Below are 18201 nucleotides of genomic sequence, written 5' to 3'. Positions count from 1 at the left end.
TCCGGTCACAACTCGGCGATCGCCATATGCGATTCGGGCAGGATCTGCCCGCCGTCGACGACCAGGGACTGGCCGGTGATGTACGCCGCCTCGTCGGTGGCGAAGAACAGCGCAGCGTTACCGATGTCTTCGACGGCCCCCAACCGCCCGGCCGGGACCGCCGAGGCCATCTGGGTCATGTAGTCCTCGCCCATGTCGATCAGGCCCTCGGTGACGATGTTGCCCGGCAGAACGGCGTTGATCGTGATTCCCTTGGGCGCCAACTCCATTGCCGCGGTGCGCATGAAGCCGAGCTGCGCGGATTTGCTGGCACCGTAGTGCGACCAGCCCGGATAGCCGGTGAACGGACCGGTGATCGACGACGTCATGATGACCCGGCCGTGTCCGCTGGCGGCCAGCGCGTCGAGCGCGGCCTGCACGATGTACACGGTGCCCTTGAAGTTCACCGAGAGGACCTGCTCGAGATCCTCGGCGGTCAGTTCCGCCAGCCGTGCCGACGGGAAGATCCCCGCATTCGCGCAGACGATGTCCAGTCCACCGTGCCGTTCGATCGCGGCGTCGACGACGCGGCGGCAGGCTTGCGGGTCGGCCACGTCCGCGGCGAGGCCGCTCACGGCGCCGGGCCTACCGGCCAGCGCCTCGACACAGGTGTCGATGTCGGCCTGCTGCCGACCGGTGATGACGACGTTGACCCCGGCGTCGGCGAACACCTGCGCGATGCCGCGGCCGATGCCCTTGCTGCCACCGGTGACGATCGCCGTGCGGCCCTGCAGTGAGTTGAACATGTGGTGTCCTGTGCTCTCGAAGTGACGGATCTGAGAAGGGCTGGTGAGCGTTAGGCCAGCCGGTGGCCGTTGGTGCTCAGGTACCGCTCGGCCAGGCCGCAGCTGCCCGCGGCGTAGCTGACCGCCTTGGTCTGCGACTCCTTGGAGTGGCTGTGGGTTCCCATCCAAGCCAGCAGCAGCAGACGGCGCAACAGGACGAACGAGGCCAGCATGTCCTCGTCGGCGGCGGTCATCGGGCGGCGGCTGCGATACCCCTGCACCCAGGACGCCTGCCATTCGGGCAGGGCCGGATCGTCCTCGATGAAGGACACCGCGGTGCCGAAGTCGTAGAAGAACCAGCCGAAGCCACAGTCGTCGAAGTCGATGACCGTGATGGTGGATCCGTCCACCAGCAGATTCGCCAACCGTAGGTCGGCGTGCACCAGTCCGAACCGTTCGGGCCCGCTGCCGTAGTCCTCGAGCCGCCGACGCAAGAGCTCCTCGGCGCGGCCCAGCAGATGGCTCTCCTCCGCGCCGACCCCTGCGGCGTCCTGCCAGCGGCCCCACCGCGGCAGGCCACCCAGACAGTGCTCCCAGTCCCAGGAGAACCGCCCGAAGGTGTCCGGCCGGGTCCAGGACTGCGAATGGTCGTGCAACGCCGCGGTGATCCGGCCGAGGGTGTGGAAATCGTCGAGGGTGACGGTGCCCTCGTCGGGTTCGGCTCCGGCGACCATGTCGAAATGCACGACGTAGCGCGGTGTTCCGCCGGTGTTCTCGTTGGGGCCGACGGTGACCACCCGGCGGCCGTCACGGGTGGGCAGCACCGTGGGTACGGTGACATCGCTGTCCGCCCGCAGCGCCTCCAGCCAGTCCAGTTCCGACTCGATCTCGTGGCACCGGTGATAGTTCTTGCGGTGCACCCGCAGGATGGAGCGGGCGTCGCTGTCCGGGTCCTCGACCAGGTAGGTGGCGTTCTCGGAGAGGTTCAACAGCCGCAGCGTCGAGTTCGGCGCCAGGTCGTACTCGGCGAGCGCCTCCTCTGCGACGTGGACGTCGTCGGCGATCACCTCACCCTCGCCGCCGGCCATCAGTGATCCCGCCCCTCGATGGCGGCCAGCACCGTGGTGATGCGGTCCCGCGCCACGGTGACGTCCGCGACCGAGCCGCCGATGTAGAGCCGCCCCGCGGCACCGATCATCTGCACGTCCACCACCGTAAGACCCGGCGCCGCCCGTTCGGCTTCGTTCGCCGCGACGGCCGCGAACAGCGCGGGCGTCATCTCGTACACGAGCAGTGACTGACCGGGCATGATCATCGAGGCCTGGCGGTTGCGGTTGAGGATCACCGCGTGCTGGTCGGTGATGTCTTCGATGATGTCGTGGTAGAGCACCCGCGGCCGCAGCTGGTCTTCGGCCTTGTTGCCGGTGCCGTCGAGGATGGCCTGTCCGGCCCGGCGGACATCGGCGAGGTCGGCCGAATGGATCTCCAGCACACCGAACTGGCGCTCGACGTAGAGGATTCCGGGCTGGATGCCGGGCACCTCGCGCAGCGCGAGGTCAATCACCCGCTCGATCGCCAGGGCGGGTGACACCTCGACGATCAGCGCGTGCTCACCTTCGTACGGCGGATAACCCCGGGCCCGGGTGGGCGTGCCGAGGTAGGCGGCGAACTGCCGTTGCAGATCTTCGACCAGCAGGTAGACGCGGATGTCGGTGCGCGTCTGCGTCGGTGGTCCGGTGTCGGTCGCAGCCATAGAGACGGATTACGACGCGGCGACGGCGAAGTGGGCGCCGAGCTCGCTGTGCGGCCGCGGGATGACGTGGACGCTGACGAGTTCGCCGACCTGCGAGGCGGCCTCGGCACCGGCCTCGGTCGCGGCTTTCACCGCGCCGACCTCACCGGTGACCACCACGGCGACCAGACCGTCGCCCACCTGCTGGCGGTCGGTGATGCTCACGTTCGCGGCCTTGACCATCGCGTCGGCGGCAGCCAGCGCGGCCACATAGCCTTTGGTCTCGATCAGACCGATCGCGTTGCTGGGCATGGTTTCTCCTTCAATCGGTTGTTACAGGTTGGGTGTCGATCGATCCGATGATCAGGGCGTCGACGGGTGGTGGGGTGCCGGTGAACCAGTTCGCCGCGACCGAGCCCTGCGCGATGAGCACCCGCTCCCCGACACCGGTGCCGAGCACGTCGAAGGCCACCAGCCGGCCCCCGGATCCGTCGACCTCGACCTCGAGGAAGGCGCCGGCCGGGATGCCCTCGATGCGGCGGGTGGACCACACACTGCCGATGACGGTCGCGGAAATCATCTGCGCTCCTTCTCGATCGAGACCCCAAGCGCCCTGGCCTTCTCCCGGGCCAGCGGGGTGAGGACCGCGCGTCGGCCGAGCACCAGCGAGGAGCCCGCGGCGGCGATGTCGGCGATGTGGCGTTCGGTGACGGCGCCGCTGTCGATGCGCCGGGTCTGGCCGGCGCCGGTGGCCGGCGTACCGGCCAGCCGGAACGTCAGCCGGCCGGCTTTGAGATCGGCACGGTTCTTCGGATTCTCGAACAGCCGCAACAGGTTCCGGACGAACGCGTCCAGGTCGCGGTCGGTGGCCAACCGGACCGTCTCGGTGCGGTGCTTCTCGTCGGCGGCCAGTGGCCCGGTCGGCACCACACCGATCTGCTCGGCCACCGAGACAGCGGCCGGCGGCGGCGGGGGAGTGGGCGCCGGGGCACTCGACCCCGCCGGGCGGGGCAGTTCCCGGACCGCGTCGCGGACCACCTCGCGCACCAGGGCGCGCAGGGTCTCGCGATCGATCCCGTTCACGTCGTGCTCCGCGCCAGCGCGTCACGCGCCGCATCGGCGGCCTGTCGAACATCGGCCTCGGCGCCGGACAGATACACCCGGCCGGTGGCGCCGATCATCCGGAAGTCCACGACCTTGACGTCGGCGGCCTTCTCGGCCTCGTTGGTGGCCAGGATCGCGTAGGACGCGGGGGCGACCTCGAGAACGAACAGCGACTCGCCCGCCAGCACCATCGATCCGATCTTGTTGCGGTTGATCAGGAATGCGTGCTGGTGGTCGATGCTGGAGATGATTCGTGAGGCCAGGATCGTCGGACGGACAGCCGAATCACGTTCTCCGCCGAGGGATTCCAGTGCTGCGTCAGCTGCCGCCTTGACCGACCCGGTCTCACCGTGGAACTCCAGGTAGCCGAATTGCCGCTCCACGACCAGGATCCCGGCTTTGACGTCGGCGTGTTTGAGCGCCACGTCGGTGACGCCCTCGATGTCCAGACCGGGGGCGACCTCGATGATCTGGGCCGCCATGTTCGCCCGCGGCAGCGCACCCTTGATCCAGGTGCCCAGATAGGACATGGTCTGCGGCTGCAGCCGGTCGATGAAGATGAAGGAACGCAGTTCAGCCACGACTCACCTCTTGATCAGTTGTGCGAGTTCTTCGACCACCAGCGCCCGCAACTCGGCCCGCAGGGCCTGGTAGCTCGGGTCGGCCGGGCGGCTGACCGACGGGGCCGGACGCACCGGCGCCGGTGCGTCACGGTCGTTGGAGGCGCGCGGGTACTCCGGAACCGGGCCCACCGGGTTGCGCCACGGATTGATCCCGGCGAACTGGGGCATCACGACGGCGGGGTCACTGTTGTAGGCGATGCGGGTCCAGTTGAGCAGGTTGTCGGGCCGCAGGTTCTCGCCGATGGAACTGCGCCCGACGAAGCCGGTGCCGATCGTCATCGACGGCGCGAGATTGGTGTCCAGCCCGGAGCTGCCGGTGCTGTTGCCCACGTTGACCGACACCCGCAGCACCGGCACCTGCGTCGCGAATTCGGTGATCACCGAGGCGTTCTCGCTGTGGATGGCGGCCGAGTGTCCGGCGCCGCCGATTCGTACGACGGCACGAGCCGCCCGGATGCCGCGCCCGGCGTCGGGCACGGTGGTCATCCCGAGCACCGGCGAGAGCTTCTCGTGGGTGAACATCTCTTCACCGATGACGTGCGCGAACGGCGCGATCAGCACACGGGTCTTGGGGGTCACCCGCAGGCCGGCCTGTCCGGCGATCCACGCCGCGTCGCGGCCCACGACGTCGGTGTTGAGGGTGCCGCCGGCGAACATGAAGGCGCGCAGGCGGTCGGCGCCGTCCGCGTCGAGGATGTGCGCGCCGGCCCGGGTGAGCGCCGAGCTCAACGCGCCGGCGACCGACTCCTCGGCGATCAGCACCGACTCGTTGGTGCACAGCACCGAATTGTCGAACGCCTTGCTGTCGACGATGTGTTTGGCCGCGGCAGCGATATCGGCGCTGCCCTCGACGAACACCGGCACGTTGCCGGGTCCGACACCCAGCGCCGGGGTGCCCGACGAATAGGCTGCGCGCACTACGCCGGTACCGCCGGTGGCGACGATGACGTCGGTGCGGTCGTCGGCCATCAGCGCCTCGACCAGCGGGATCGACGGCTCGTCGACCACCTGCACGATGCCGTCGGGTGCGCCGGCCGCCGTGGCGGCGTCGGCGAGCAGACGCGCGGCGTCGGCCGAACACCGCTTGGCCCGCGGGTGCGGCGCCACCACCACCGCGTTGCGGGTCATCAGGGCCAGCAGCACCTTGAAGAACACCGTGGACACCGGGTTGGTGGTCGGGGTCAGGGCCAGCACCACACCTGCGGGCCGGGCGATCTCGACGATCTTGCTCGCCGAATCGACCCGGGGGCTCACATAGTCCTGGCCGCGGTAGAACTCCACGATGCCGCGCGAGCATGCGCGGTTCTTGACGACCTTGTCGGCCACCACCCCCATGCCGGTCTCGGCGACCGCCTCGGCGGCGAACCGCTCGGCGGAGGCGTACGCGGCGTCGGCCACCGCGGTGACGATCGCCGCGACCGACGCCTGGTCGTACTCGCCGTAGGCGCGGGCTGCCCACCGGGCCCGCTCGAGCATGTGTCCCGCTGCGGGGTTCGCGTTCACCGTCGTCCCCTTCCGGCCGCGGTCTTGGCCCGGGCCACCGCCACTTCGACGCGGTCGAGCACGTCCTCACACAGGTCGCGCCCCAGCAGCAGACCCGGTTTGAACTGCAGGACGCGGGGATCCAGCGTGGAGAAGATCGCCCACACGCCGTTCTCGTAGAGCTCGCGCATGACGAACTTCGCCCCTTCGGGGTGGTCGAACTCCAATCCGATCACCACACCGTTCTGCCGGATGCCGATGAACCAGTCCGGATGGTCTCGCTGGATCCGGTGCAACCCAGCGTCGAAGATGTCGGCGATGTAGTGCACCATCGAGCGGACCTCGGGGCGGGTGGTGATCTCGAGGGTCTTGATGGCGGCCACACAGCCCAGCTCGGCTCCGCCGAAGGTGGAGATGTGGGCGAAGCCGTCCTGGTCGAGCCAGCGCGCGGCCCGGTCGCCGAGCAGTGCCGCGGTGATCGGATACACACCGCCGGACAGACCCTTGCCGGTGACCAGGATGTCGGGCTCGATGCCGTGTTTGGTGATCGCCCACAGTTCGCCGGTGCGCATGAGCCCGGTCTGGACCTCGTCGGCGATGTAGAGGGCGCCGTAGGTGCGCGTCAGACCGAAGACCGCCTCGAGGTAACCCGGTGGGGGAAGCGGGAATCCGTAGGTCGCCGGGATGGTCTCCATGATGACCGCGGCGACGTCGTTGCCCGACAGCGCCTGCTCCATCGCGGCGATGTCGCCGAAGGGCACCTGGATGAACTCGTCGGGTCGGTCGGACAGGAACAGTTTGGCGAAGCGCTCGTCACCGGTGGCCACGGCAAGTCCGGTGTGGCCGTGGTAGGCCTTGATGATCGACACGATCTTGCGGCGGCCGGTGGCGTGCCGGGCGCTCTTGAGCGCGATGTCGATCGCCTCGCCGCCGCCGGATCCGAAGGCGACCTTCTTGATCGAGTCGGGCGCGGTCTCCACCAGCCGCTGGGCGAGCGCGGTACGCGCCACCGACGGAAAGTGATGATTGCCGACGTCGAAGATGTCCATGCCCTGCTTGACCGCGGCCATCACCTCGGGATTGCGGTGGCCGAGGTTGTAGGTCCCCCCGTTGAGGTGCATGTCGATCAGCCGGCGCCCGCTCATGTCCCAGAGGAAGTAATCTTCGCGCCGGTCGATGACCAGGTCGACCCCGGCGTCGGTCCAGAACTGCGTCTTGTCCGGGTTCCAGAACGTCTTCGCGCGCTCCAACACCTGGGTCTTGGATTCGAACGAGAACGTGCCGTAGTCGTACACCCCGCCACCGTAAAAGGTCAGACCATTCAAGTCAATGGTTGGCTCATACGCTTGCGTCGGCGCATTGGTAGTGCCAATATCTCAAGCGGTCCACGTGTGGCGCAGGCCACAGCAACCGTGGTGGACCCTCAGCTCCTCGCGCAGGAAGGCATCTCCGTAGATGACGGATCAAGCCGTTACACCGAACGAACACACCGGTCAGGGCATACAACGGCTCAAGCGTAACGCCGTCGGCACCATCGGTGTCATCTTCATGGCGGTGGCCACCGCCGCTCCCATCACGGCGATGGTCGGCAACGTTCCGATCGCCGTCGGCTTCGGAAACGGTTCGCATGCGCCCGCCGGTTATCTCGTCGCCACCGTCGTCCTGGGGCTGTTCGCCATCGGCTACGCGACCATGGCCAAGCACATCACCGCCACCGGCGCCTTCTACGGCTACATCTCCCAGGGGCTGGGCCGGATCATGGGCATGGCCAGCGGTCTGCTGATCACCATGGCCTACGTCGTGTTCGAGGCCTCGCTGATCGGCATCTTCTCGTTCTTCTTCAAGAACTTCCTGTCCTCGCAGTTCGGGGTGGACATCCACTGGGTGATCCCGGCGCTGGCCATGCTGGCGCTCAACGCGATCCTCACCTACTTCGACGTCAACCTCACCGCGAAGGTGCTCGGGGTCTTCCTGGTGACGGAGATCGTCATGCTCGCCCTCGGCGCGCTGGCGGTCCTCTTCAAGGGCGGCGGCCCGGACGGGTTCGCCGTCGCCGAGACGCTCAACCCGATCGGCGCCTTCACCCCCGCCGCCGTCGCCGGCGCCAGCGCCGGACTCGGCCTGTTCTTCGCGTTCTGGTCGTGGGTCGGATTCGAGTCGACCGCGATGTACGGCGAGGAATCGCGCGATCCCAAGCGAATCATCCCGCGCGCCACCATGATCGCGGTTCTGGGTGTCGGCCTGTTCTACGTCTTCGTGTCCTGGATGGCGATCGCCGGCACCGGACCCCAGCAGGCGATCGACCTGGCCCAGAGTGCCGACACCTCGTCGGAGATCTTCTTCGGCCCGGTGCGCAGCACCTACGGCGAGTGGGCCATCACGATGTTCAACATCCTGCTGGTGACGGGGTCGTTCGCCTGTGGCATGGCTTTCCACAACTGCGCGTCGCGCTATCTGTACGCGCTCGGTCGTGAGGGTCTGTCGCTGGGTCTGCAGCGGACGCTCGGTGCGACGCACGACAAGCACGGATCGCCGCACATCGCCTCGTTCGTGCAGAGCGGTATCACGCTGGTGATCATCCTGGCGTTCCTCGCCGCGGGTATGGATCCGTACGTGCACATGTACACCCTGCTGGCGATCCTGGGCACGATGGCGATCCTGATCGTGCAGTCGCTGTGCGCCTTCGCCGTCATCGCGTACTTCCACTTCCACAAGAACCATCCGTCGAGTGCGCACTGGTTCAAGACGTTCCTCGCGCCCCTGCTCGGCGGGCTCGGCATGCTCTACGTCGTCTATCTGCTGTGGGAGCACAAGGATGCGGCGGCGGGTACGGCGTCGGGCACCCTGTTGTTCCAGGTGACGCCGTGGATCGTGGTGGGGCTGTTCGCGTTCGGTGCGCTGATGGCCACCTACTTCAAGCTGCGGGATACGCGCCGTTACGAGATGATCGGCCGGACCCACTTCGAGGACGCGGAGATCCGCGACTAGCAGCGGTTTCCGAAGACCTCCACGACGAGGATCAGCCGGCGAACGCCTGCCGCAGTGCGGCGCATTGGCTGCGGAAGAAGTTCTGGGACACGTCGGCTTTCGGCACGACTCCGTCGAAGCCGTGGAAGGCACCCTGGACCACTTCCACCTCACAGGGCACGCCGGCCGCCCGCAGCCGTTCGGCGTACGCCAGATCCTCGTCGTGGAACAGGTCCAACGTGCCGACGCCGATCCAGGCCGGCGGCAGGCCCGCGAGGTCCTCGCGGCGGGCCGGTACGGCGACGTTTCGGTCGGCGTCGCCGAGATAGGCCGTCCAGCCGAAGCGATTGCTGGACTGGTTCCACAGGCGGTGACCCGGGTTGTCCAGGTCGTCGCGGTCGACCGTCCGGTCGTCGATCATCGGATACACCAGCAGCTGGGCGGCCGGCGACACCTCACCCCGGTCGCGAGCCAGCAGCGCCAGCGCCGCGGCCAAACCGCCGCCGGCGCTCGCACCGCCGATCGCCACCCGGTCGGCGTCGACCGACGGCAGCGCCGTCAGCCAGATCAGCGCGCGGTAGCAGTCCTCCAGCGGTACCGGATAGGGGTGCTCGGGGGCCAGCCGGTAATCCACCGAGACGACGGTGATGCCGAGTTCCCGTGAGAAGCGTCGACACAGTTCGTCATCCTGGGCCGCCGTCCCGATGATGTAGCCGCCACCGTGAATCCAGAGCAGGGCCGGGGCCGGCACCGCAACCCCGACCGGGCGGAACAGCCGGACCGTCACCCCAGAGGCCAGCGTCAGCTGTTCGATGTCGGCTGGGGTACGCCGGCCCATCACCCGGGTGGCCATCCGCATGATCGGCAGCGTCACCGGCGTGACGGCCCGTCGAGGCAGATAGCGGGCGATCTTGCCCAACTCGGGATGGAAGTCGGGTCTGGGCTGGCGGGAGGCTGAGGTGTCCGGCACCCGACAAGTTGTACCGCACCGCAATCGTCTACACCCGGCGCCAACGGTCGGCGGGAAGGGCCCCGGGCAAATGTGGCGCGCCGCCGAAAACGCCACGCTCGACGTCCTTATCGCGAATTGACGCATGTCGAGAAAACGAACGGGCGGATAACCGGTGGTCAACCCACAATGTGAGCCAGATTACGAAAAGCGGCGTAAATATCGAGATGAACAAACCCGTGATCTTGGGGTTCGGAGGGTCTGCGCGGGGGTATGGTTCGCGCCATGACCGTGCGACCGGATGTCCGGTATCCAGGGCCCACCGCCTGGACGCGTGCCAAGTGGCTGATGGAGGCGAGTCCGGCTGATTACCTGCTGGCCATGAGCGTCGCCTCGGCGTCACTGCCGGTTGTCGGCAAACGTCTCGAGCCGCTCGGCGTCGCCGCGGCGATGAGCATCTTCGGTCTGCGGATCGCCCCCGAGTTCGTGGCCTCCACGGCGCGCTCGATGTTCACCCCCGGCATCGGCGAGATCAAGCGTCGGGAACGCGATCAGACGCACGCGGTGTCCGCGGCCGCGCTGCGCGGTGTGGTGCCCGACGAGGACCTGGCGATCACCTGGCCCGCCCCCGAGAGCAAGCCGCCGCTGTGGAACATGCGCGATCACCGCCGCAGTGTGTACCGGTCCTCGGTGCAGTACGGGCCCCTGCCGTCCCAGCTGCTCGACGTGTGGCGGCCCAAGGAGCTGCCGACCGAGCCGGCGCCGGTGCTGATCTTCGTGCCCGGCGGTGCGTGGGTGCACGGCAGCCGCATCCTGCAGGGCTACGAGATGATGGCCCATCTGGCCTCGCAGGGGTGGGTCTGTCTGTCGATCGACTACCGCGTCGCGCCGCACCACCGCTGGCCGTCGCACCTCGTGGACGTCAAGACCGCGATCGCCTGGGCTCGGGCCAACGTCGACAAATTCGGTGGGGATCGCAACTTCGTCGCGATCTCCGGCAGCTCGGCCGGCGGCCATCTCGCGGCGCTGGCCGGCCTCACCGGCAATGATCCCGAATTCCAGAGTGAGCTGCCCGAGGGTTCCGACACCACGGTCGACGCGGTGGTCGGACTCTACGGCCGTTACGACTGGGAGGACCGCTCGACGGCCGAACGCGCCCGCTTCATGGAGTTCCTCGAGAAGATCGTCGTCAACCGCCGGGCCGACCGGCATCCGGAGATCTTCCGCAAGGCCTCGCCGATCGCCCGCGTGCATCCGGCGGCGCCGCCCTTCCTGGTGGTCCACGGAAGCGGTGACACCATCATCCCGGTCAAGCAGGCCCGCGATTTCGTCGAACGGCTGCGTTCGGTGTCGCGGTCGGCGGTGAGCTATATCGAACTGCCGGGCGCCGGGCACGGATTCGACATGCTCGACGGTGCGCGCACCAAGTCGATGGCCACCGCGGTGGGTCTGTTCCTCCGTGAAATCCACCGCAACCGGTCACTCGTCGGCGCGCAAGAGGTAATTTAACTCCCCCCGGGGAGGAGGGCGCACCGACGTGAAACGCCTCAGTGGGTGGGACGCGGTACTGCTGTACAGCGAAGCACCCAACGTGCACATGCACACGCTCAAACTCGCCGTCATCGAACTCGACGAACTCGGCGGCCGCGAATTCGGCGTCGAACAGTTCCGCGAGGTCATCCACAGCCGCCTCTACAAGCTCGACCCCTTCCGGTACGAGCTGGTCGACATCCCGTTCAAATTCCACCACCCGATGTGGCGGGAGAACTGCGAGGTCGACCTCGAGTACCACATCCGCCCCTGGCGCGTCGAAAGTCCGGGCGAGCGCAGGCAACTCGACGAGGCGGTGGGCCGAATCGCCAGCACCCCGCTGGACCGCACCAAACCGCTGTGGGAGATGTACTTCATCGAGGGTCTGGCCGGCGGGCGGATCGCGGTGCTCGGCAAGATCCACCACGCACTCGCCGACGGCGTCGCCTCGGCCAACCTGATGGCCCGCGGAATGGATCTGCAGAACGGACCTCAGCGCGACCGCGACTCCTACGCCACCGATCCACCGCCGGGACGCAACGAATTGGTGCGCACGGCGTTCCGCGATCACCTCCGCCAGATCGGCAAGCTGCCCGCGACCATGCGCTACACCGCGCAGGGTCTGCGGCGGGTGAGTCAGAGCAACAAGAAGCTCTCGCCGGAGCTGACCCGCCCGTTCACCCCGCCGCCGAGCTTCATGAACCACATGGTCGACGGCACCCGCAGATTCGCCACCGCCACGCTGTCGCTGGCGGACATCAAACAGACCGCGAAGCATCTCGGCGTCACCATCAACGACATGGTGCTGGGTATCTCGGCCGGTGCGCTGCGGACGCTCTCGCTCACATACGACGGACACGCCGACCATCCGCTGTTGGCCTCGGTTCCGGTGAGTTTCGACTTCTCCCGCGACCGCATCTCCGGAAACTACTTCACCGGCGTGATGATGACGGTGCCCATCCAGCTGGCCGATCCACTGGAGCGCATCCGTGCTGTCCACGACGCCGCGGTGGAGGCCAAGGAAACCCATCACCTGATGGGCCCCGAACTCGTCAGCCGGTGGTCGGCGTATTTCCCCCCCGCACCCGCCGAGGCGCTGTTCCGGTGGCTGGCCACCAAGGACGGCCAGAACAAGGTTCTGAACCTGCCGATCTCCAACGTCCCCGGCCCGCGCGAACCCGGGCGGGTCGGCGGGGCGCTGGTCACCGAGATCTATTCGGTGGGTCCGCTGACCACCGGCAGTGGGCTCAACATCACGGTGTGGAGCTACGTCGACCAGCTCAACATCTCGGTGCTGTCCGACGGGCAGACCCTCGACGATCCACACGAATTGACCGATGCGATGGTGGAGGCGTTCATCGAGATCCGCCGTGCCGCAGGGCTTCCGGAGGAACTCACGGTGGTCGAGAAGGCGATGGCTCCTTAGCCGGCCTCGCGACCGGCCTGTCGGTCGCGGGTGGCGTGCACCCACGACAGGAAGCGTTCGATTGCCTCCGCGGTGTAGTGCCCGCGCGGTGACCCGAAGAAGTCGAATGCGTGTTGGGCGTGCGGAATCTCGGCGAAGGCCACCGGCGCCGTCGACACCTTGCGCAGTTCTTCGACGAACTCGCGGCCTTCGGGCACCGGGATGATCGAATCGTCGGTGCCGTGCAACACGAAGAACGGCGGTGCATCGGCGCGCAGCCGGGTGATCGGCGACGCGTCGAGGTATTCGCGGCGGTTACCCAGGAACGGCTTCTTGACCACGAACTTCTGGAGGAATGCAATGAACTGGGGACGCCCGTCACCCTCGGTGGTGAACCAGTCGTATCGCCCGTAGACCGGGACGGCGGCCACCACGGAGGTGTCGGCGTCGGCGAAGCCGGGCTGCCATTGCGGATCGTCGGGGGTCAGGGCCGCCAGTGCGGTGAGGTGTCCGCCGGCCGATCCACCGGTGATCGCGACGAAATCGGGGTCGCCCCCGTAGTCGGCGATGTTCTCCTTGACCCACGCCAACGCGCGTTTGACATCGACGATGTGCGCCGGCCAGGTGTGCCGCGGACTGATCCGGTATCCCATCGACACACAGATCCAGCCCCGTTCGGACAGATGGCTGAGCAGCGGATACGCCTGCGGCCTGCGCATGCCGATCGCCCAGGCGCCGCCGGGGACCTGCAACAGCACCGGGGCCCGTCCGTCGCGGGGCAGATCGGACCGTCGCCAGATGTCGGCGACGTTCGCGCGATGCGGGCCGTAGCGCACGGTGCTGGTCTTGCCCACATAGCGGCGCCGCGACCAGCCGGTGCCGAATACCCCGGCGCGGCGGCGGGCCTTCTTCGCGGGGTCCGATCCGGCGGCCACCGCGGCGTAGTCCGCTCCGAGGGCCTCCCGCAGACCGGCGTCGAAATGCCGCTCGGAGTTCGCATTGCGCCGCTGGATGAACAGCAGCAGACCCCAGGTGACGGCCTTGACCGCCAACGCGATCCGGCCCGAGCGCGGGGCGAAGTGTCCGAGCAGGGCCCGCCGAATCGTGTCGAGTATCGACCCGGTCAGATACAGCGGTGCGAGTTCGGTCGTCGGCCAGCCAAAGGCGAACGTCGGGATGGTGATGTAGCCCTGACGGCCCAGGGGCTGAACTCCGTTGGCGGCGTTGACCAGTTCGAGGGTCGAGGTCAGCAGCGGACGCGGCCGCAGCAGTGCGTGCCTAGCCATCCGTCTTCGGACCTGCGGCCTTCGCCTGGAGTTCGCGGCGGACGATCTTGCCGGTCGTGTTGCGCGGCAACTCGTCGAGGATCGTGATGTCTCTCGGCACTTTGTAGTTCGCCAGATTCTGTCGGACGTGGGATTTCAGTTCGTCCGGAGTAACCGGGGCGGCGCGGTCCGAAACCCCGGGGGCCGTCGGCACCACGAAGGCCACCAGCCGTTGACCGTACTGCTCGTCGTCGACGCCGATCACGGCGGCCTCGGCCACACCGGGATGTGCGGTGAGCGTCTTCTCCACCTCGATCGGGTACACGTTCTCTCCGCCGGACACGATCATCTCGTCGTCGCGGCCCACCACGAACAACCGCCCGGCGTCGTCGAGGTAGCCGATGTCGCCGCTGGCCATGAAGCCCTGGTGGAAGTCCTTTGCGGATCCGGATGTGTAGCCGTCGAACTGGGTCGAGTTGCGCACGTAGATGCTGCCGGTGACACCGGTCGGCACCTCGCGCAGGTCCGGGTCGAGGATGCGGATCTCGGTGCCCTCGGCCGGTGTACCCGCCGTATCGGGTGCGGCGCGCAGGTCCACCGGGGTGGCCGTGGCGATCATGCCGGCTTCGGTGGCGTTGTAGTTGTTGTAGATGACGTCGCCGAAGCGGTCCATGAACCGGGTCACCACGTCGGGTCGCATCCGGGATCCGGAGGCCGCGGCGAAGCGCAGGGTCCGGCCGCTGTAGCGGGCGAGGACGTCCTCGGGCAGATCCATGATGCGGTCGAACATCACCGGGACGACGATCAGGCCGGTGGCCCGGTGCTGGTCGACCAACGCCAGGGTGGCCTCGGGGTCGAAGCGCCGCCGGGTGACGATGGGGCAGGCCAGCGATGCCGCGAACGCCAATTGGGAGAAGCCCCAGGCGTGGAACATCGGCGCGACGATCACCACGGGCTCCTCCGCCCGCCACGGGGTGCGCCGCAGGATGGCGCCCAGCACCTCCGGTCCGCCGCCGGAGTGCTTGGCGCCCTTGGGAGTTCCGGTGGTGCCCGAGGTCAGCAGGATGACCCGGCTGCGTGAGGTGGCCCGCCGCGGTGTCCGGCCGAGGTGTTCGGCGATCAGTGCCTCGACGGTCGGCCCGTCCTGGGGCCCGTCGGTCCAGGCCACGATGCGCGCGGTGTTCCGGTCGCCGACAGCCCGTTCGACGGTCGGCGCGAACTCCTCGTCGTAGATCACCGCGTCGACGTCCTCACGCTCGACGACCTCGGCCAACGCGGGTCCGGCGAAGGCGGTGTTGAGCAGCAGGACGTCGGCGCCGATTCGGTTGGCCGCGATGAGCGATTCGACGAAGCCGCGATGGTTGCGGGCCATGATGCCGATCACCTTGGGCTGCCCGGCCGGCAGTGCCTGCAGCGCCGCGGCCAGGGCGTCCGCGCGCCGGTCGATCTGCCGCCACGTCAGGGTGCCGAGTTCGTCGACGAGCCCCAGCGCGTCGGGGCAGCGCTGTGCCGCGCTGGCGAATCCCGACGTGATGCCCATGTTCTCCCGGCGCATGGCCGCCGCGATGCGCAGGTACTTGTCGGGCCGCATGGGGGCCATCAGCCGGGCCCGCACCATGGCGTCGACGAGCCCGACGGTGGCGGTAAGACGGTCGGTCACGCTCATCGCGATCAGCCCAGCACCGGGAAGCGGCGCTGACCGGCCAGCTCGTCGAGCGCCTGCTGCATGGTGCGCCGGACGTGGGCGTCGACCTCGTCGATATCCGGATCGTCGCCGAACTCCGCGGCGATGTCGATCGGCGGCAGCACGCGGGTGACGATCTTGGTGGGAAGTGGCACGTTGACCGGTAGCACCGCCGACAGGCCGAAGGGGAAGCCGAAGGAGATCGGGAGGATCTTGGCGCGTAGCAGTTTGTCGATCCGGGTGGTCCGGGCCAGCCATTCACCGCGGCTCAGATAGAACTGACTCTCCTGACCGCCGATCGACACCGTCGGCACGATGGGCACGCCCGCATTGATCGCGGCCTTCACATACCCGGTGCGGCCGCCGAAGTCGATCCGGTTCTCCGCCAGCGTCGGCCGGTAGACGTCGTAGTCGCCGCCGGGGAACACCACCACCACACCGCCCGACCGCAGGGCCTCGTCGGCGTTCTCGTGGTTGGCGGCGATGAATCCGAGCTTGCGGAAGAACTGTCCGGTCGGACCGGTCAGCAGCAGGTCATGCGAGAGCGTGTACACCGGACGGTCATAGCCGGCCTTCTCGTAGAAGCCCGAGGCGAAGACCGGGACGTCCATCGCGAACAGTCCGCCCGAGTGGTTCGACACCACCAGCGCGCCGCCGGTCTTGGGGAAGGTCTGGAGGCCGTGCATCTCGGCGCGGTGATAGGTCTTGAGAAACGGGCGCAACACCCCCATGACCCGCTCGGTGAATGCGGGGTCGTATTTCGCGATCTCCGATGACGCCACGTGCCCTCCTCGAGCCGGAACTGAAACGTGTTCTAGTTTTAGAGTACCCAGTCCGGCACCGAGATTCCCAACCGTCGTTTCCTCCGCCGCCGTTTTCTGCACGGCCGCGGTGGGCATCCGTCCGGCATGGCTCAACGCGACGATCTTCCCCTGGCCGACTACGACCAGCTCGCCCTTCCCGATCTGCGGCACCGTATCCGCTCGCTCGAGGAGCCCCAGCTGCAGACGCTGTTCGAGCACGAGACCGCGCACGGCAACCGCATACCGGTGCTGGAGGTGCTGCACGCACGCATCAAGGAACTGCACCAGGGCGCCGAACCGTCCGGTGGGGACCAGAGCAACGCGCCCGGGGCGAATTCGACATCGACCGGATCGACCGTGCAGGAGAAGACCGCCGCCGAACCGAACACGCCGTTGCGCCACGGTGTCGCCAACCAGACCCCGTCGCGCGGCAAGCCGTGACAGCACCGGCCCGAACTGTAATCCGGGCGATAGCATCACCCAGGTGAGCGAAGAAGCCAACTCCGACGACGTCGTCCTGGTAGAACAGCGGGACCGGATCCTCGTCATCACCATCAACCGGCCCCGGGCCAAGAACGCCGTCAACAAGGCCGTCGCCGAAGGCCTCGCCGCCGCGATGGACCGGCTGGACGGGGATGCCGGATTGTCGGTCGGCGTGCTGACCGGAGCTGGGGGTTCGTTCTGTGCCGGGATGGACCTCAAGGCGTTCGCCAGCGGCGAGCTGCCGATGGTCGAGGGCCGCGGGATGGGCTTCACCGAGCGCCCGCCGGCAAAGCCGCTGATCGCCGCGGTCGAAGGGTATGCCCTGGCCGGCGGCACCGAGCTGGCGCTGGCCACCGACCTGATCGTCGCCGCGCGCGACTCCGCGTTCGGCATTCCCGAGGTCAAACGCGGCCTGGTCGCCGGTGGCGGCGGTCTGCTGCGACTGCCCCAGAAGATCCCGTCGGCCATCGCCATGGAGCTCGCGCTCACCGGGGAGGCGCTGCCCGCGCAGCGGGCGCACGCGTTGGGGCTGGTCAACGCGCTGGCCGAACCGGGGCAGGCGCTCGCCGAGGCCATGAAACTCGCCGAGCGGATCACCGCGAACGGGCCGCTGGCCGTGGCCGCCACCAAGAAGGTCATCGTCGAATCCCGTGGCTGGTCACCCGAGGAGTTCTGGGCCAAGCAGAACGACATCATCATGCCGGTGTTCGCCAGCAAGGACGCCATCGAAGGGGCGACCGCCTTCGCCGAGAAGCGCCCGCCACAGTGGACCGGCAGCTGAGGCACGTCTTCTCCGGCCACATCGCCGGAGCCGGCTCCCAGTCGGGCGTGCGCCTGGTCGTCGGCAGCTGGCAGACGTCACCGTTCGGCACGTTCACCGATGTGATGGTCCAGCAGCCCGACGGCCGTCGCGTGCTCATCGCGCCGTCGCAGCCGGTGGCCGATTTCGTCGCCTCGACCTACCGCTTCGACCGGGTCGACGTGGTGCCGGTCGAGGCCGCGCTCAGCGCGGACCGGCTGACCGTCCGGAGCCCACTGCTCGACGTCGACATCGGCGTCGGCGGGCCTGCGCCGCTGGACCGGCTGCTGCGTCTGGTCCCGCCGCGCCTGGCGATCGCACCGTGGTGGCTGCGCATCATCGATCCGGTCGCGTCGCGCCTGGTTCCCGGGGTGCACACCGCGGGCACCGCCGGCAACGGCAGACGCGAGTTCTACGGGGTGCGGCGTTCCCGGCGAGTGGTGTCGATCGCCGGCCGCTACCGCGGCGCCGAGCTGGGGGCGCTGACGCGACTGGATCCGCCGGTCGAGTTCGGCTTCGCCTCGGCCCCCGCGACCCCGCAGATCGTCGCCGTGACCACGACCATCATCGAGGGCGGGTTTCGCGGCGCCCGCCGTGGGAAACAGTGAACG

19 protein-coding genes are annotated in these 18201 nt (G+C 68.2%); 6 read left to right on the top strand and 13 right to left on the bottom strand.

Annotated features, from left to right (window positions below; genetic code table 11):
* Positions 1 to 5: 5 nt before the first annotated feature.
* The 9 genes from fabG to ACN27E_RS16270 are packed head-to-tail and all read right to left on the bottom strand — an operon-like array spanning position 6 to position 7000.
* Complete coding sequence (gene fabG, locus ACN27E_RS16310) at positions 6 to 785, bottom strand: 3-oxoacyl-ACP reductase FabG (RefSeq protein ID WP_422742996.1); 780 nt, start codon at positions 783 to 785, stop codon at positions 6 to 8.
* Positions 786 to 835: 50 nt separating this feature from the next.
* Positions 836 to 1852 carry a phosphotransferase enzyme family protein gene (locus ACN27E_RS16305; protein WP_422742995.1) on the bottom strand — a complete coding sequence of 339 codons (1017 nt, stop codon included), beginning with the start codon at positions 1850 to 1852 and terminating at the stop codon, positions 836 to 838.
* Positions 1852 to 2517 (bottom strand): microcompartment protein, encoded by a 666-nt coding sequence (locus tag ACN27E_RS16300; protein WP_422742994.1) that lies wholly within the window; start codon positions 2515 to 2517, stop codon positions 1852 to 1854. The genes ACN27E_RS16305 and ACN27E_RS16300 overlap by 1 nt, the downstream gene beginning before the upstream one ends.
* A 9-nt stretch (positions 2518 to 2526) precedes the next feature.
* Positions 2527 to 2808: a BMC domain-containing protein gene (locus tag ACN27E_RS16295; RefSeq protein WP_422742992.1), complete on the bottom strand. Its 282-nt coding sequence runs from the start codon at positions 2806 to 2808 to the stop codon at positions 2527 to 2529.
* Positions 2809 to 2818: 10 nt separating this feature from the next.
* The gene (locus ACN27E_RS16290; RefSeq protein ID WP_422742990.1) at positions 2819 to 3076 is read right to left on the bottom strand and encodes a EutN/CcmL family microcompartment protein; all 258 of its coding nucleotides are present in this window, start codon (positions 3074 to 3076) and stop codon (positions 2819 to 2821) included.
* Positions 3073 to 3579: a hypothetical protein gene (locus ACN27E_RS16285; RefSeq protein ID WP_422742988.1), complete on the bottom strand. Its 507-nt coding sequence runs from the start codon at positions 3577 to 3579 to the stop codon at positions 3073 to 3075. The genes ACN27E_RS16290 and ACN27E_RS16285 overlap by 4 nt, the downstream gene beginning before the upstream one ends.
* Complete coding sequence (locus ACN27E_RS16280; RefSeq protein ID WP_422742987.1) at positions 3576 to 4181, bottom strand: BMC domain-containing protein; 606 nt, start codon at positions 4179 to 4181, stop codon at positions 3576 to 3578. The genes ACN27E_RS16285 and ACN27E_RS16280 overlap by 4 nt, the downstream gene beginning before the upstream one ends.
* Before the next feature lie 3 nt (positions 4182 to 4184).
* A complete protein-coding gene (locus tag ACN27E_RS16275) occupies positions 4185 to 5699 on the bottom strand; it encodes an aldehyde dehydrogenase family protein (RefSeq protein WP_422749916.1) in 1515 nt (504 codons plus the stop codon).
* A 23-nt stretch (positions 5700 to 5722) separates the two neighbouring features.
* Complete coding sequence (locus ACN27E_RS16270; RefSeq protein ID WP_422742985.1) at positions 5723 to 7000, bottom strand: aspartate aminotransferase family protein; 1278 nt, start codon at positions 6998 to 7000, stop codon at positions 5723 to 5725.
* A 160-nt stretch (positions 7001 to 7160) separates the two neighbouring features.
* On the opposite strand from ACN27E_RS16270, the gene ACN27E_RS16265 reads away from it, so the two are divergent.
* Entirely contained in the window at positions 7161 to 8693 is a 1533-nt protein-coding gene (locus ACN27E_RS16265) for an APC family permease (RefSeq protein ID WP_422742984.1), read from the top strand.
* Between the two features lie 31 nt (positions 8694 to 8724).
* Here ACN27E_RS16265 and ACN27E_RS16260 read toward each other — a convergent pair whose 3' ends face one another.
* Positions 8725 to 9642, bottom strand: a complete 918-nt coding sequence (locus ACN27E_RS16260) for an alpha/beta hydrolase (protein ID WP_422742983.1) — start codon at positions 9640 to 9642, stop codon at positions 8725 to 8727.
* 264 nt (positions 9643 to 9906) lie between these two features.
* Here ACN27E_RS16260 and ACN27E_RS16255 point away from each other — a divergent pair, with 264 nt between their 5' ends.
* On the top strand, positions 9907 to 11130 hold the full coding sequence (locus ACN27E_RS16255; RefSeq protein WP_422742981.1) for an alpha/beta hydrolase fold domain-containing protein: 1224 nt from the start codon (positions 9907 to 9909) through the stop codon (positions 11128 to 11130).
* 28 nt (positions 11131 to 11158) lie between these two features.
* Positions 11159 to 12577, top strand: coding sequence for a WS/DGAT/MGAT family O-acyltransferase (locus tag ACN27E_RS16250; protein ID WP_422742980.1), 1419 nt, complete (start codon positions 11159 to 11161; stop codon positions 12575 to 12577).
* On the opposite strand, the gene ACN27E_RS16245 is transcribed toward ACN27E_RS16250, so the two are convergent.
* From ACN27E_RS16245 to ACN27E_RS16235, 3 genes are read right to left on the bottom strand one after another with little or no spacing between them, the layout of a single operon-like run.
* The gene (locus tag ACN27E_RS16245; RefSeq protein WP_422742978.1) at positions 12574 to 13842 is read right to left on the bottom strand and encodes an alpha/beta hydrolase; all 1269 of its coding nucleotides are present in this window, start codon (positions 13840 to 13842) and stop codon (positions 12574 to 12576) included. The two genes, ACN27E_RS16250 and ACN27E_RS16245, sit on opposite strands and share 4 nt — an antisense overlap.
* Positions 13835 to 15487, bottom strand: coding sequence for an acyl-CoA ligase FadD12 (fadD12, locus tag ACN27E_RS16240; protein ID WP_422742977.1), 1653 nt, complete (start codon positions 15485 to 15487; stop codon positions 13835 to 13837). The genes ACN27E_RS16245 and fadD12 overlap by 8 nt, the downstream gene beginning before the upstream one ends.
* A gap of 5 nt (positions 15488 to 15492) precedes the next feature.
* Entirely contained in the window at positions 15493 to 16236 is a 744-nt protein-coding gene (locus ACN27E_RS16235) for a 1-acyl-sn-glycerol-3-phosphate acyltransferase (protein ID WP_422749914.1), read from the bottom strand.
* A gap of 177 nt (positions 16237 to 16413) precedes the next feature.
* Between ACN27E_RS16235 and ACN27E_RS16230 the strand changes: the two genes are divergently transcribed.
* Genes ACN27E_RS16230 through ACN27E_RS16220 form a run of 3 tightly spaced genes read left to right on the top strand, consistent with a single transcriptional unit; the run spans position 16414 to position 18198 of the window.
* Positions 16414 to 16749, top strand: a complete 336-nt coding sequence (locus ACN27E_RS16230; RefSeq protein ID WP_422742975.1) for a hypothetical protein — start codon at positions 16414 to 16416, stop codon at positions 16747 to 16749.
* A gap of 43 nt (positions 16750 to 16792) precedes the next feature.
* A complete protein-coding gene (locus ACN27E_RS16225) occupies positions 16793 to 17572 on the top strand; it encodes a crotonase/enoyl-CoA hydratase family protein (protein WP_422742973.1) in 780 nt (259 codons plus the stop codon).
* Complete coding sequence (locus tag ACN27E_RS16220) at positions 17569 to 18198, top strand: hypothetical protein (protein ID WP_422749912.1); 630 nt, start codon at positions 17569 to 17571, stop codon at positions 18196 to 18198. The genes ACN27E_RS16225 and ACN27E_RS16220 overlap by 4 nt, the downstream gene beginning before the upstream one ends.
* Positions 18199 to 18201: the final 3 nt, after the last annotated feature.

Origin of the sequence: Mycobacterium sp. WMMD1722 (assembly GCF_049315205.1) — a bacterium.
Classification (GTDB): Bacteria; Actinomycetota; Actinomycetes; order Mycobacteriales; family Mycobacteriaceae; genus Mycobacterium.
This window is presented reverse-complemented; position numbering and strand designations above follow the sequence as displayed.

What these genes read in the sequence shown, in the direction of transcription:
- fabG (WP_422742996.1), bottom strand. Translation starts at nt 785, where the DNA reads ATGTTCAACTCACTGCAGGGCCGCACGGCGATCGTCACCGGTGGCAGC.
- ACN27E_RS16305 (WP_422742995.1), bottom strand. Translation starts at nt 1,852, where the DNA reads ATGGCCGGCGGCGAGGGTGAGGTGATCGCCGACGACGTCCACGTCGCA.
- ACN27E_RS16300 (WP_422742994.1), bottom strand. Translation starts at nt 2,517, where the DNA reads ATGGCTGCGACCGACACCGGACCACCGACGCAGACGCGCACCGACATC.
- ACN27E_RS16295 (WP_422742992.1), bottom strand. Translation starts at nt 2,808, where the DNA reads ATGCCCAGCAACGCGATCGGTCTGATCGAGACCAAAGGCTATGTGGCC.
- ACN27E_RS16290 (WP_422742990.1), bottom strand. Translation starts at nt 3,076, where the DNA reads ATGATTTCCGCGACCGTCATCGGCAGTGTGTGGTCCACCCGCCGCATC.
- ACN27E_RS16275 (WP_422749916.1), bottom strand. Translation starts at nt 5,699, where the DNA reads ATGCTCGAGCGGGCCCGGTGGGCAGCCCGCGCCTACGGCGAGTACGAC.
- ACN27E_RS16265 (WP_422742984.1), top strand. Translation starts at nt 7,161, where the DNA reads ATGACGGATCAAGCCGTTACACCGAACGAACACACCGGTCAGGGCATA.
- ACN27E_RS16255 (WP_422742981.1), top strand. Translation starts at nt 9,907, where the DNA reads ATGACCGTGCGACCGGATGTCCGGTATCCAGGGCCCACCGCCTGGACG.
- ACN27E_RS16245 (WP_422742978.1), bottom strand. Translation starts at nt 13,842, where the DNA reads ATGGCTAGGCACGCACTGCTGCGGCCGCGTCCGCTGCTGACCTCGACC.
- fadD12 (WP_422742977.1), bottom strand. Translation starts at nt 15,487, where the DNA reads ATGAGCGTGACCGACCGTCTTACCGCCACCGTCGGGCTCGTCGACGCC.
- ACN27E_RS16235 (WP_422749914.1), bottom strand. Translation starts at nt 16,236, where the DNA reads ATGGGGGTGTTGCGCCCGTTTCTCAAGACCTATCACCGCGCCGAGATG.
- ACN27E_RS16230 (WP_422742975.1), top strand. Translation starts at nt 16,414, where the DNA reads ATGGCTCAACGCGACGATCTTCCCCTGGCCGACTACGACCAGCTCGCC.